Genomic DNA, 12,697 nt, shown 5'->3' on the forward strand with positions numbered 1-12,697 from the left:
GTGATAACTGTTTTTTTGTTGGACAATGTTCTTGAAAGATTAGGTAGAATACCTCTAAGACTCAAAGGAGGCTATTTACATGAATGTCAGAAAGGTTCAAAAGGTTTTTTTAATCACAACCACGCTAGCTTGTCTGTTCTTCGTTCCTGCTGCGAAATCGTATGCTGACTCTAAAATTATTCTTGGATATTATACTGGTGATTCTACAATAGAATTTCGCCAATTCCATACATACATGAATCAAATTTCTACTGATACGCTGAATACAGATAGTAACGGTAATATTGTAGGAAATGTACCAAAGCAAGCTGTCTCCTACGCAAATTCGGTAAACGTGTTACCATACGCTCTGGTGTCCAATTATGGAGCAAAAGGGTGGGATAGTAACATTGCACATCAAGTGCTCACTAATTCCAAAGCGAAAAACACCCTCATAAAAAATATGCTGTCTCTTGTGAAAAAAAATAAGTACAAAGGCATTAACATTGACTTCGAAGCTGTTTTGCCAAAGGACCGTACGGCATTGACTGCGTTCGTTAAAGAGGTTTCGAAAACGATGAAAGCCAACAACCTTCTAACGATGGTCTCCGTTCCAGCAAAATCCACAGACGATCCTTCAGATGACTGGACTGGAGCATACGATTATGAGGCACTAGGAAATGCTGCTGATTATATACAGGTAATGACTTATGATGAGCATGGGGTATGGAGTGATCCAGGTTCTGTAGCAAGTGCTCCGTGGATAGAATCTTCTCTCCAATTCTCAATTGATTATATTCCTTCCGAAAAGGTAATCATGGGTATTCCAGAATACGGAAATGATTGGAACTTATCTGATCCTACAAATAAAAGTAATTCTGTAGTAGAGTGGAAAAATATTTCGGAACTAATTGCCACGACTGGAGCAACACCAGTTAGGGATGAGGTTTCTGGTTCAATGTATTTCAATTACACGGATTCTGATGGATGTAAACATGTCGTATGGTATGAAGACGAAACAAGTATAAAAAATAAGACGCATTATACGCAAACATATGAGTTAGCTGGTGTATCGACATATGCGATCGGTATGGAAGATCAAAAATTCTGGGAAGCGATCTCTTCTGGTCTAAAATAAATCCATTTACTTACGTCGAATAAAACAAGAAGAAAAATGATGAACCAATTTCTTGCCTCTTGTTCACTGACTCCATGTATTTTTTGATAGGCGTGACAAAGAGTATTTTCTACATCCGTAGCCATTCGACTTCCATCCCCACATATATAAAGGTGGGCACCGTCATCTAGGTGAAGCTTAAAACAAGATAAACAATTTATAAAAATCCCGTATTTTTTATTGAATACGGGATTTTTATTTCCTGAATTTTAATAAGCTGGACCGATACCTTAACGAGACATTAAATGAAAAGCCTACATTCAAGCAGTAGAGATTGGCTCTTTGCTCGAAGATTATTCCTTTCGCAGCAGTTGAACTCTTTGTCGTAATTCCTGGTCTGTTAACGGCTCCAATTGCAACAAAGCCTCGTATGGATCATCACCCGGGATATGAAAGTATCGAGCAAATGCAGGCTCTGTCTTGATGCCGCTTTGCTTCAGAGTCCTGATATGTTTATACGCATCCAAGCCTCCTATGTCTAACAATCGTGCTTCGATGTCCATATGACGATAGGCGTTTTGCTTTTCGACAGCTACCTGTTGAGCAAACAATTCAAACCAAAAGCCAGCTGTGAAAAACGAGATAACGCACGTGGGAGTACTATTTACATCTAAGTGTGTCACTTCAAATCCGGGCAAGCAGCCAAATGCTGTACGAACAGCCTGCTCAAACTGCTCCAGATCATGACTCTCGCAAATAATATCCAGATCGCTTTGCACAACATCAATGTCCAATGGGATGGTTCCGGCAAGCACTGGGTGGTAATCGGATAGTACTTCCATGATGTTCGTCTGTTGAATCGCTTCCAACGCTGCTTTTTGGCGAATCGTCCCTCTGCCCAAGTAGGAGAGATCATGCCAATTTCTCATGAGACTACCTCCATGTCTGCTTTCTTTTAAAATAGTTTAGACAAAAGTGAATAAGTACGCAACGAAATCGATAATCACTCGTATACCTAAATGAAGGGAGTGTAGTAGATGGAAATATTTTTGTGGGTAGTGGTTGTGTTATTGTTCTTGCTAAGCATCGCAGGAATTTTCTTACCCGTTTTACCTGATACGATATTACTGTGGGCGGGCTTTTTGCTCTATCACTTTTTCATTGCAGATCCGGGAGCGGGATTGCCGGCATCCTTTTGGTGGGGAATGGTCGTTCTAAGCATTCTGCTTTACGGTGCTGACTTGCTGACAAATATGTACTTCGTAAAAAGGTACGGAGGGTCCAAATGGTCGTCCATCGCTGCTGCGATCGGTATTATCCTCGGGATTTTCGTTTTCCCACCGTTTGGTATGCTGATCTTGCCGTTCGTATTCGTCGTTCTTGTAGAGTTGATGGTACAGAAGCAGTCGATGGAGAGAGCAGTGAAAGCGGGCGTAGGCTCACTGATCGGATTTTTGGGTAGTGCAGTCGTAAAAGTCATCTTGCAAGTTACGATGATCATCTGGTTTTTTATCGCCAGATAATAGACAGAAAACAAAAAGGACAGCCTCGGCTGTCCTTTTTTACGTGGGAACTAGTGAATGAGTCGATAAACACCGATGACTTTACCGAGAATAGTGACATGCTCCAGGATGATCGGTTCCATCGTGGCATTTTCCGGTTGGAGACGGAAGTGATTCTTTTCTTTGAAAAATCTTTTAACGGTCGCTTCGTCTTCTTCTGTCATGGCTACGACGATGTCACCATTGTTGGCTACGTGCTGTTGGCGAACAATGACGTAGTCTCCGTCGAGAATCCCGGCATCAATCATACTGTTCCCGGAGACGCGCAGCATATAGACCTTGTCAGAAGTCACGATATTGTCTGGAAGCGGGAAGTACTCTTCTACATCCTCAATGGCAGTAATCGGTTGTCCAGCGGTTACTTTTCCGATTACTGGCACACGGACGACAGAGTCTTCGAAATTGTCTTGAAAACGATCTTCATCTGATAGCAATTCGATGGCACGAGGTTTGGTAGGATCTCGACGAATGAGGCCTTTTTTCTCTAAGCGTGCCAAATGCCCATGTACAGTTGAGCTGGAAGCTAGTCCAACTGCCTCCCCAATTTCACGTACAGATGGCGGATATCCTTTATCACGAACTTCCTTTCGTATGAACTCGATGATGGCTTGTTGTCTACTCGATAATTTTGACATAGAAAGACACCCCTGATTTCTCGAACATATTTTCCTATATTATACCATGGGAGCTTGCGTTCGACAAACATAAGTTCGATTCATCGTTGACATGAACATATGTTCTCATTTATTATGAGGCTACAAGTGATCAGAACGTATGTTTGCGAGGAGGCTATCATTATGAATTCATTGACAGTACGTAATCGTTTCGAGAAAAAAGAAGAACGTCGTGTTCGTTTTGGTATCACGAGAGGACAAGCTCTCTTGTTTCTTATTACATTTACTCTCTTTTTTTACCTGTTAACCGAACTAGTGTTTGCTTCTTCGCCAATGGAGGAGCCACAAGGCATAGAAGTAACTGTACAATCTGGAGATAGCCTATGGTCGTTAGCTGTTCAATACAATACAGATCAGATGGATGTTCGGGACTATATAATAGAAATTAAGGATGCGAACGGTTTAGAGAGCAACAGGATTTACCCAGGTCAGACTCTCATCCTTCCTGATACTCCGTAAGTGTTCGGCTGTCTTGCGGGATCATTCGAATGTGGTATAATGAAGCGGCACTACTACAGAGTGGGAGGAACCAGCAGTGGTATCTGACGCAGAAATTAAACGCATCAACGAATTGGTCAAAAAATCGCGCGAAGAAGGTTTGACCGAAGAGGAAAAGCTCGAACAAAAAGCATTGCGCCAAAAGTACATTGACGCCGTTAAGCTTTCATTGAGAGCAAATTTGGATTCCATCCGTTATGTGGAAGACCTTGAAGAAAATAAGCCAAAACAGTAAGATAACAATTACTGATACGACAGACATCCTCGCTTGACGCTAGGGTGTCTTTTTCTGTGACATACATAAGCTGTGATAGCCAGGGAGGGAAAGCGATGGCGTGGATAGCTGTGGCGGTTGGAGGAGCAGTTGGCTCTCTTTTGCGCTACCTATTGTCTTTGCTCGCGAATCAGCCGGGATGGCCGTGGGGAACCTGGATCGCCAATGTTTGTGGATCTTTGATCATCGGCATCTTGTTCGTGCTGGGGAAAGAACGTGGCTTTTTATCTCCGACACTCTACCTCTTATTTGCAACGGGGGTCATGGGAGGATTTACGACTTTCTCAAGCTTCTCCTTGGAAGTAGTCTCTTTTTGGGGAGAAGGCCAACTGTTACGTGGCACTTTGTACGCTCTGCTTAGTTTGGGAGTCGGTCTACTTTCTTGTGCGGTTGGAATATGGTTGGCCAGGCAATGGTCCTGAGTCGTTCAATGACACGATACATGTGAGGGGGAATGAATGTGAGTACACAGCATCGTGATTATGAATTGGAACAAAAAAAGCTGGATGAAACAATTTCAGCGATCGACGAAGAAATGGAGCAGCTTCGCAATGATATTCGCGAGGCAACAGATGATTATGTCAAACAGGTTGTTAACTATAAAAAGGCTAAGGAATTGAGCTACCTGGAAGATCAGGGTCGAGAGAAGCCATATTTCGGCAGAGTGGATTTCTTGAAAGATGAAATCTACGAGCTGGATGAGGTCTACATAGGAAAACGGGGAATTGTACGCAGCGATACGTTTGATTCTGTCGTCGTGGATTGGCGCGCGCCTATCGCCAGTCTTTATTATTCCGGTGAGAGCAAAGAAGCGTTTTACCGGATGGGACGCGAGATCGTGCGTGGTGAAGTTCGACTAAAGCGTAATTTTGCGATCGAAGACGGAAAGATCGTCGGCATCTATGATGGAGCGGTAAAAGAAACGATTAACCGCGAGATGGGGCATCCCGACGAATTTTTGCAAGAGGGCTTCATTGATGAATTCTTGGCAGCCAATCTGAATCAGGCAAACGATAGTAGGCTAAAAGACATCGTCGCTACGATTCAATCCGAGCAAAATGATATTATCCGAGCGGAAAAAGAACGGCCGATTGTTGTGCAAGGAGTAGCGGGGAGCGGAAAAACAACGATTGCTCTGCACCGACTCTCTTATTTGATTTATAACTACCAGGATTCCATGATGTCCAAAAAGTTCATGGTTTTTGCACCTAACCGGATGTTTCTTACCTATATATCCGAGGTTTTGCCTGAGCTGGGAGTCGATGATGTTCAACAGTCTACTTTTGTAGATTGGGCAGCGCGTCTTGTGAAGCCTCTGCTGCCAAAAGGATGGAGAATCGTGAGTCCTGATAAGCCTCTTCAATTGTTCTTCGAAGAGGGGCAGGATGAGCGCCAGCAAGAAATGACACGAAACAGGCTTCGCTTCAAAGGATCGCTCGCTTGTCGGGAGGCCCTGGAGCAATACATTCGGCATATCGTCGAAACAAGAATTCCTTTCAAGAAGCTCAGCTTTTTATACAACAAAACGAAGCAAGTATTTTCAATTCCGGGTGATTTTATTCGCCAATGCTTCTTGGAGCAATTCGCCAATATGCCGTATCATCGGCGGGTAGAAGCGCTTCGCAAGCATTTGAAACAAGAAATGAACAAGCAATTGTTTGCCCATTTGCGAGAGCGAAAAGTCGATTTGGACAAAGAAGGCTTGTACAAATTCGAGAAAATGCTGGAGCAGATACTAGATACGTACCTGACTTCGTTTCCGAGACTGGAAATCTTCGCAGCTTATCGCGAGTTGATTGCTGACGAGGAATTGCTGCGCAAGCTCGTACCTGCTGACATTTCAGACGAAGTTGTCCGTGATGTGACTCAGTCTAGCGCTGCATTGTTTGCAGAGGAGAGATTGGAGCCGGAAGATATCGCGCCATTGCTATACTTGCAGCATATTGTTGAAGGAATGAATAAGGCAGAGCATTTTGATCATACGGTCGTGGATGAAGCACAAGACTTGAGTGCGTTAGAAATAGCCGTCATTGCATTGGCAACTAAGCGAAACTCGCTAACGATCGTGGGAGATATTGCGCAAGGTATTCATAGCTACCGGGGGATTCATGCCTGGGAAGAGTTGACGAAGGGGATTTTTGCACAGCTATTTCCTTCCTATTATACGTTGTCACAAAGCTATCGTTCGACCATTGAGATCATGCGCTGTGCCAATGAAGTGTTGCGGCAAATTGATTTGCCCGAGACGGTATTGGCAAAACCGGTTTTGCGACATGGTGAAAAACCAATCATGGTCAAGGCTCGCTCACGAGCGCAACTGTGGGAGGACATCTCTTCGCGTGTGGTAGCCTACCAGTCGGAAGGCTTCAAAACGATTGCGATCGTAGCGAAAACTATTCAAGCGAGTAAAAAAGCACATAAAGGCCTGCAAGACAAAATAGCTGATTTAACCCTGTTAGGAACGAAAGATAACCAATTTCCGGGTGGCGTAACCATCATGCCTGCTTTCTTAACAAAAGGCTTGCAGTTTGATGTGGTCATTCTACTGGATGTAGACGCGTATCAAAATAATGAATGGGACGCAAAACTGTTGTATGTCGCGATGACACGTCCTGTCCATCGTCTTGTTATGACGCAGGTTGATGACGTATCTTCACCGTTGCTGAAAGATTTACCGACAGCGCTGTATAGTATGTCTACTGACGAATAAGATTCTCATCATCAAAGAAAACCCTCTGCCTGTAAAAAAGCAGAGGGTTTATCTGTATCATGCTTAGTGGTCGCCTGTGTTACCTTTGGAAGGGTTGGTAATAACAAAACCTTCTTGTGGCAAGAAAAGGTAATCAATGATGATGCCATCCAGCAATGGCTCATCCTTTTTCACAATCACATCGATCTCTTTGTCGGTCGAGATCACAACATCTTCTTCTGTTGGCTTGTCCAGAGCGAGTCCGTAGTGTGCATGATCACCGTGAGAGTGAGTAATATAAACGCGCAGTTTCAATTCTTTGTCTTCTTCTGCCTCGATGATTGGAGCCAATTGCTTGGCAGCGTTACGAGTGATTTTTAGTTTCACAGGTCAAATCCCCTAACTGTATGTAAGTTACCCCTCCATCTTAGCAAGAGGGAAAACAGGATGCAATGTTGAAAGTGTTACGATATGTCTAGAGAATGACAATACGGTGGAAGGAGAGTCATCTATGAAAATCGATTTGCGCAGCGATACCGTTACGAAACCAACCGAGGAGATGCTTCGAGCAATGGCGGAAGCGGAGGTTGGTGATGATGTTTATAGAGAGGACCCAACTGTCAATCGTTTAGAAGCGATCGCGGCTGAAATACTCGGAAAGGAAGCTGCTCTGTTCGTAACAAGTGGAACGCAAGGCAATCAGGTCGCTGTTTTGACGCATTGTGTTAACGGAGACGAGGTCATTGCGGAAGCGGATTCACACATTTTTTACTATGAGGGCGGCGCTATGTCGGCATTGGCTGGCGTACAAACAAGGACGCTGGTTGGAGAACGTGGTGCTCTACGTGCAGAAGATGTAGAGAGGGCGATTCGGGGCAACAATATCCATTTTCCTCGCACAAAATTGATCTGTCTCGAAAATACGCATAATCGCGCTGGCGGGGCGGTAATCTCTGTTGCGCAAATGAAGAGTGTCTATGATACAGCACAAAAACACGGTATTCCCGTTCATTTGGACGGTGCTCGTCTCTTCAATGCGGCTGTGGCTCAAGGTGTTGCAGTCAGTGAGCTAAGCGCTTTTGCCGATACCGTTCAGATTTGTTTGTCCAAAGGGCTGAGTGCTCCGGTGGGTTCCATTTTGGCTGGAGATCGTGCGTTTATCGAAGAAGCGAGATGGTGGAGAAAAAAAGTAGGAGGCGGGCTGCGTCAGGCAGGGTATTTGGCAGCACCAGGCATTATCGCTCTGACACAGATGGCCGAACGATTGGCAGAAGACCATGAACGGGCACAGCAATTGGCAAAAGGCTTGCGCCAGCTATCGCTTCAGGTCGAGCAAGTCGAGACGAATATCGTGCTGGTGAATACAGACTCGATTGGACAAACAGCTGTCGCCTTCTTGGAGCGTTTGGAGGAAAAAGGAGTGCTCGCTGTTGATTTTGACGAGTACGTCATTCGCTTTACGACGCATCGACACATTAGCGATCAACATATCGAGACCGTTGTGGAAGCAGTTGAGCAATTATTGGAAACGGTGTAATCGTTTCAACCGCTTGTAGCCAGTCGAAGGGAAGACTGGCTTTTTTATTTGTATCAACAGTTAATTCTAAATAGTTAGACAATTTGTACAAAATAAGAGTCTATATGCGCTCTGTTTTTCGCCATACCGTCTGATTTGTTTCGTCTACACTTGCGTTATCATGGTAGTGTGATAAAGCGATAGCGTTTACTGGTGTATGGAATCGAATGGAATCAAGGGGGATGGTCTCAATGAGAAAGAGGATGAGCTTCGTTTTGAGCTGCTTCTTGCTACTTCAAGTTTTAGCGGGCTGTAGTACAAGTGAAACGGCGGTAACGAACAAACCGAATGATCAGGCATCTCAACCAGCGCAGCCAACAGGAAAAGAGAGGGTACTGAATTGGAATGCAGACGGTGGAGAGCCTCCGACAGCAGATCCTGGACTTGCTTCCGATGGCACTTCCTTTGATGTCATTACTGCCTGTTTTGAAGGATTGACTCGCTATGGACCGGATGGGAAAATAGCCAACGCAATTGCCGACAGTTATACGGTATCCGAGGATTTGACGACGTACACGTTCAAATTGAAGGCGAATGCGTTATGGAGCAACGGAGATTCGGTAACCGCCCATGATTTTGAGTTCGCCTGGAAAAGAAATCTCGATCCGAAGACAGCATCCGAATATGCTTACATGCTTTATTTCATTAAAGGAGCAGAGGAATTCAACACAGGGAAAGGATCGCATGAAGACGTAGGGGTCAAAGCGTTAGACGATTTTACACTAGAGGTCAAGCTCAATTCGCCAGCTCCGTTTTTTTACGAGCTGACGGCTTTCCCGACATTGTTTCCTTTACATAAAAAGACCTTGGAGGCACATCCGAATTGGGCAGCGTCTCCAGACAACTACGTGGGCAACGGCCCATTCAAAATGGAGCTGTGGGAGCATAAAAACAAATTGGTTCTTGTGAAAAACGAGAAGTATCATGACAAAGATACCGTGAAGCTCGACAAAATCGTGTGGAGCATGATTACCGATACCAACACCGCTCAAGCGTTGTTTGATTCTGGTGATTTGGATTGGGGAGGGCATCCAACCTACGTGTTGCCCGTCGATGTGATCCCCGCTTTACAGGATGAAGGAAAAATCGTAATGGCGCCGTATCCGAATACAGTTGCCGTCACCTTTAATACAACCATGCCCCCTTTTACGAATAAAAAGATTCGACAAGCCTTCTCGTATTCCATCCAACGGCAGCCTCTCGTAGACGGAATCGTACAGACAGGGGTGCCTGCCGCTTTTGCATGGGTTCCGCCCTCTATGCAACTCAGCGTAAATGACTATTTTCAAGAGGATGTAGACAAAGCCAAACAGTTATTGGCGGAAGGGTTAAAGGAGCTGGGGCTTTCGACGATGCCAGAAGTGACTTACACATATGGATCAGGTGACGATCGTCAGAAAAAGCTGGCTGAAGCTCTTCAGGATCAATGGAAAAGAAGCCTAGGTGTTGATGTGAAAATCAGTGGCTTGGAGGAAAAAGTTTTTTTACAAAACAAGCGCTCCAAAAACTATCAGTTTGCCTACCGAAATTGGGGTGCTGATTTTAACGACCCCATCAATTTCTTGGAAATTTTCAAGGACAAAACAGTGGGGACGAACGATGCTGCTTGGGAAAATGCTAGATACCGAGAGCTAATCGTACAGAGTTACTTGGAAAAAGACCCGACGAAGCGTAATGCGATCATGCGTGAGGCAGAGACCATCTTAATGGAGGAAATGCCAATTGCCCCTGTGTACTATGGCGCAAGACCCTATATAAAAAATGACAAGGTCAAAGGATTTTTGATCAACCCGTTTGGTGGTAGAGATTTTAAATATACAACCATCGACCAATAAAAAAAGACGTAGTAAAGTCTTGCCGTGTCCGGAAAATGGGAGAGCGGCAAGGCTTTTTTTGGTTCCATTCGGTTGACTCGCTTGTGTGTAATTCAGACCCGCCAATGAAATACTATAGCTATCCAACATAGGGGAAAAGAGGGATGGATATGATCTCGGCTAAAGAGCGAGAACGCATTCTCAATCAAATGAAACGGGACGAGAGCAAGATTGTCAACATCGTCCTAAACGACGCCAATCAGGTTGCGGGCGAAATTGAAAAAGCCAACCACCAAGGTATTTTCCTGGTGGATGGCCGCTACTACGGATACGAGGATATTAAAGAAATCAATGGCTCGTAATGGTTACAGACGGGGAGGGGGGAAGAAGTAACGCAAGGCGTCAGGCAGCTCTTTTTGCCACAAACCCCAGACGTGATTCCCTGGTTTTTCTCGGTAGGACAAGGTAGCTTGTTTGTCCTCAAGAATCTGTTTTGCCTCGCGATTCCATTGCACGAAATCGAAGGTACCCGCACTTGTTTCCACAGCTGTCTCATCGAGGCCAACGACCATCCAGATTCGCAGCCAGGATAAGCTGGACTGATTCAAAAGCGGGTCGAGTGTCGTTTGGAAAAACGCCCCGGATAGCGCGAGTACCTGTGGAAAGAGGTCGGGGTTTTCCAATGCGAGATGCAAAGAAACGGTTCCACCTAAAGAGTCTCCTGCCAGCACACGTGAAGCAGGATCACGGCGTACAGGATAATGCTCCTCTATGTAAGGAATCAGCTCTTCAGTGAAAAAACGCTGATAAGCTGCGTTTCTCGACCCCGATGGAGAATACTCGCTCGTGCGCTTGTTGCGATCGACTGAGACACCGACGACGATGTAGGGTTCGATACCTTCTTCCAGAATCAATTGATTGGAGATGGTCGCGATTCGCCCCATCGTAAAAAAGTCGTTCCCATCCTGGCAATACACAACAGGGTAAGAAAGAAGCTCATTGTACCCCGGTGGTAGGTATACTTTGACCGAGCGGGGAGTGTCCACGTGGATGCTGGGCACTTCTTCTTTCATTATGGTTCGCTTTACATAGTCAGACATCGATTCACACTCCCTGTTTGCTCAATTGAAAAACTAAGCCTTGAAAAAAACTGATACAGCTTATATAGTAAATGATAACAGAGAGGAAATAAACCCTGTAATATCAATACTATAACACGTTAAACAGGTATTTTGACTGCAATATAACAGGGTGTTGCAAACGGGCTGTAAGCCCTTTCTTGCACCAGGCAACTTTCTTCTGGTTTTTATCAGGGTCACTTCCGCCGCGAATTGTACTCGTCGCTCATCGAGCAGATGCTCAGATTAAGGCGACAAAGGGCAACTCGGGAAAAGGAAGTCCCTTATTCTAGTGACGAGGTGAATGTGATGAGCGTATCCACTGCTGTTGAACAAACAGAGAACAACGCCCCGCTGCAAATTCTTGCCCCGGATGGTACGGTTGTTCGTCCTGACTTGATGCCTAAGCTCTCCGATGATGAATTACGTGAACTGATGCGTAAAATGGTATTTACCCGTGTATGGGACCAACGCGCAATTAGCTTGAACCGCCAAGGCCGTCTTGGTTTCTATGCACCAGTAGCTGGTCAAGAAGCAAGCATGATCGGTTCCGAGGGTGCTCTTTCCAAAGAAGACTTTGTCCTGCCTAGCTACCGTGATATTCCACAAATGGTATGGCATGGTTACCCTATGCACAAGGCATTCCTGTACTCCCGCGGACACATCGAGGGCGGCAAAATTCCTGAAGGTGTAAACGTATTGATGCCACAAATCATCATCGCGGCTCAATGTACACAAGCAACAGGTGTTGCAATGGGTTACAAGCTGCGCGGTGAAAAGAAAGTTGCGATCAACTACTTTGGTGACGGTGCGACCTCCCAAGGTGACTTCTACGAAGGTATGAACTTTGCAGGTGTATACAAGCTGCCTGTTATCTTCTTCTCCCAAAACAACGGTTATGCGATCTCTCTGCCGTTCGAAAAACAAACGGCTTCTGAAAATATCGCAGTCAAAGCAGTTGCGGCTGGTATTGCTAGCGAACGCGTTGACGGTATGGATATTCTCGCAGTTTACTACGCGGTTCAACAAGCAAAAGAGCGCGGCGTGAATGGCGAAGGTGCGACTCTGATCGAAGCAATGACGTACCGTTATGGTCCTCATACCATGGCTGGTGACGACCCAACTCGTTACCGTACAGGTGAAGAGCAAAGCGAGTGGGAACTGCGCGATCCACTGATCCGCTTCCGCAAGTTCCTCGAAGCGAAAGGCCTCTGGAGCGAAAAAGACGAAGAAGCTGTAATCGAAGAAGCGAAAGCAGCTGTTGCGGACGCAATCAAAAAAGCGGACGAAACACCTAAGATGAAAGTTAGCGAACTGATCGATGTAATGTTTGAGACACTGCCGCCTGCACTCGAAGAGCAAAAGGCAGAATTCCTGGCGAAGGAGTCGAAATAAG

General features: G+C 45.3%; 14 protein-coding genes and 1 pseudogene. 10 read left to right on the forward strand and 5 right to left on the reverse strand.

Annotation, left to right across the window (positions count from 1 at the left end; translation table 11 throughout):
• Window positions 1-79 precede the first annotated feature (79 nt).
• Entirely contained in the window at window positions 80-1,117 is a 1,038-nt protein-coding gene (locus POF51_RS00005) for a glycosyl hydrolase family 18 protein (RefSeq protein ID WP_069844724.1), read from the forward strand.
• On the opposite strand, the pseudogene POF51_RS32140 reads toward POF51_RS00005, so the two are convergent.
• Window positions 1,078-1,287, reverse strand: a pseudogene (locus POF51_RS32140) (hypothetical protein); the annotation flags it as partial. The gene POF51_RS00005 and the pseudogene POF51_RS32140 sit on opposite strands and share 40 nt — an antisense overlap.
• A gap of 162 nt (window positions 1,288-1,449) precedes the next feature.
• Complete coding sequence (locus POF51_RS00010; RefSeq protein ID WP_271753016.1) at window positions 1,450-2,025, reverse strand: DUF4269 domain-containing protein; 576 nt, start codon at window positions 2,023-2,025, stop codon at window positions 1,450-1,452.
• Window positions 2,026-2,133: 108 nt separating this feature from the next.
• On the opposite strand from POF51_RS00010, the gene POF51_RS00015 reads away from it, so the two are divergent.
• Complete coding sequence (locus POF51_RS00015; protein WP_069844726.1) at window positions 2,134-2,619, forward strand: DUF456 domain-containing protein; 486 nt, start codon at window positions 2,134-2,136, stop codon at window positions 2,617-2,619.
• 50 nt (window positions 2,620-2,669) lie between these two features.
• Here the strand turns inward: POF51_RS00015 and lexA are convergent, their stop codons facing one another.
• Window positions 2,670-3,293: a transcriptional repressor LexA gene (gene lexA / locus POF51_RS00020; RefSeq protein WP_007718939.1), complete on the reverse strand. Its 624-nt coding sequence runs from the start codon at window positions 3,291-3,293 to the stop codon at window positions 2,670-2,672.
• Between the two features lie 162 nt (window positions 3,294-3,455).
• Here lexA and yneA point away from each other — a divergent pair, with 162 nt between their 5' ends.
• From yneA to POF51_RS00040, 4 genes are all read left to right on the forward strand, one after another.
• Window positions 3,456-3,791, forward strand: a complete 336-nt coding sequence (gene yneA / locus POF51_RS00025; RefSeq protein WP_017249167.1) for a cell division suppressor protein YneA — start codon at window positions 3,456-3,458, stop codon at window positions 3,789-3,791.
• Window positions 3,792-3,867: 76 nt separating this feature from the next.
• Complete coding sequence (locus POF51_RS00030; protein WP_007718933.1) at window positions 3,868-4,065, forward strand: DUF896 domain-containing protein; 198 nt, start codon at window positions 3,868-3,870, stop codon at window positions 4,063-4,065.
• Window positions 4,066-4,160: 95 nt separating this feature from the next.
• Window positions 4,161-4,526, forward strand: coding sequence for a fluoride efflux transporter CrcB (crcB, locus tag POF51_RS00035; protein ID WP_069844727.1), 366 nt, complete (start codon window positions 4,161-4,163; stop codon window positions 4,524-4,526).
• Window positions 4,527-4,564: 38 nt separating this feature from the next.
• Window positions 4,565-6,814: a HelD family protein gene (locus tag POF51_RS00040; RefSeq protein WP_271753040.1), complete on the forward strand. Its 2,250-nt coding sequence runs from the start codon at window positions 4,565-4,567 to the stop codon at window positions 6,812-6,814.
• Window positions 6,815-6,877: 63 nt separating this feature from the next.
• Here the strand turns inward: POF51_RS00040 and POF51_RS00045 are convergent, their stop codons facing one another.
• Window positions 6,878-7,180, reverse strand: a complete 303-nt coding sequence (locus POF51_RS00045) for a HesB/IscA family protein (protein ID WP_173623618.1) — start codon at window positions 7,178-7,180, stop codon at window positions 6,878-6,880.
• 124 nt (window positions 7,181-7,304) lie between these two features.
• On the opposite strand from POF51_RS00045, the gene ltaE reads away from it, so the two are divergent.
• The 3 genes from ltaE to POF51_RS00060 all read left to right on the forward strand — a co-directional run bounded on the left by ltaE (window position 7,305) and on the right by POF51_RS00060 (window position 10,545).
• Window positions 7,305-8,330 (forward strand): low-specificity L-threonine aldolase, encoded by a 1,026-nt coding sequence (ltaE, locus tag POF51_RS00050; protein ID WP_271753057.1) that lies wholly within the window; start codon window positions 7,305-7,307, stop codon window positions 8,328-8,330.
• A gap of 230 nt (window positions 8,331-8,560) precedes the next feature.
• Window positions 8,561-10,204 carry a peptide ABC transporter substrate-binding protein gene (locus tag POF51_RS00055; RefSeq protein ID WP_271753060.1) on the forward strand — a complete coding sequence of 548 codons (1,644 nt, stop codon included), beginning with the start codon at window positions 8,561-8,563 and terminating at the stop codon, window positions 10,202-10,204.
• 143 nt (window positions 10,205-10,347) lie between these two features.
• On the forward strand, window positions 10,348-10,545 hold the full coding sequence (locus POF51_RS00060; protein WP_015891590.1) for a hypothetical protein: 198 nt from the start codon (window positions 10,348-10,350) through the stop codon (window positions 10,543-10,545).
• A 3-nt stretch (window positions 10,546-10,548) separates the two neighbouring features.
• Here the strand turns inward: POF51_RS00060 and POF51_RS00065 are convergent, their stop codons facing one another.
• Window positions 10,549-11,283: an alpha/beta hydrolase gene (locus POF51_RS00065; RefSeq protein ID WP_017249161.1), complete on the reverse strand. Its 735-nt coding sequence runs from the start codon at window positions 11,281-11,283 to the stop codon at window positions 10,549-10,551.
• Window positions 11,284-11,610: 327 nt separating this feature from the next.
• Here POF51_RS00065 and pdhA point away from each other — a divergent pair, with 327 nt between their 5' ends.
• The gene (pdhA, locus tag POF51_RS00070) at window positions 11,611-12,696 is read left to right on the forward strand and encodes a pyruvate dehydrogenase (acetyl-transferring) E1 component subunit alpha (RefSeq protein ID WP_069844732.1); all 1,086 of its coding nucleotides are present in this window, start codon (window positions 11,611-11,613) and stop codon (window positions 12,694-12,696) included.
• Window position 12,697 lies beyond the last annotated feature (1 nt).

This window comes from Brevibacillus sp. AG, assembly GCF_028369215.1.
In the GTDB taxonomy this organism is placed as follows: Bacteria; Bacillota; Bacilli; order Brevibacillales; family Brevibacillaceae; genus Brevibacillus; species Brevibacillus porteri.

Coding starts and splice junctions, on each gene's coding strand:
- POF51_RS00005 (WP_069844724.1), top strand. CDS start 80: ATGAATGTCAGAAAGGTTCAAAAGGTTTTTTTAATCACAACCACGCTA.
- POF51_RS00010 (WP_271753016.1), bottom strand. CDS start 2,025: ATGAGAAATTGGCATGATCTCTCCTACTTGGGCAGAGGGACGATTCGC.
- POF51_RS00015 (WP_069844726.1), top strand. CDS start 2,134: ATGGAAATATTTTTGTGGGTAGTGGTTGTGTTATTGTTCTTGCTAAGC.
- lexA (WP_007718939.1), bottom strand. CDS start 3,293: ATGTCAAAATTATCGAGTAGACAACAAGCCATCATCGAGTTCATACGA.
- yneA (WP_017249167.1), top strand. CDS start 3,456: ATGAATTCATTGACAGTACGTAATCGTTTCGAGAAAAAAGAAGAACGT.
- crcB (WP_069844727.1), top strand. CDS start 4,161: ATGGCGTGGATAGCTGTGGCGGTTGGAGGAGCAGTTGGCTCTCTTTTG.
- ltaE (WP_271753057.1), top strand. CDS start 7,305: ATGAAAATCGATTTGCGCAGCGATACCGTTACGAAACCAACCGAGGAG.
- POF51_RS00055 (WP_271753060.1), top strand. CDS start 8,561: ATGAGAAAGAGGATGAGCTTCGTTTTGAGCTGCTTCTTGCTACTTCAA.
- POF51_RS00060 (WP_015891590.1), top strand. CDS start 10,348: ATGGATATGATCTCGGCTAAAGAGCGAGAACGCATTCTCAATCAAATG.
- POF51_RS00065 (WP_017249161.1), bottom strand. CDS start 11,283: ATGTCTGACTATGTAAAGCGAACCATAATGAAAGAAGAAGTGCCCAGC.
- pdhA (WP_069844732.1), top strand. CDS start 11,611: ATGAGCGTATCCACTGCTGTTGAACAAACAGAGAACAACGCCCCGCTG.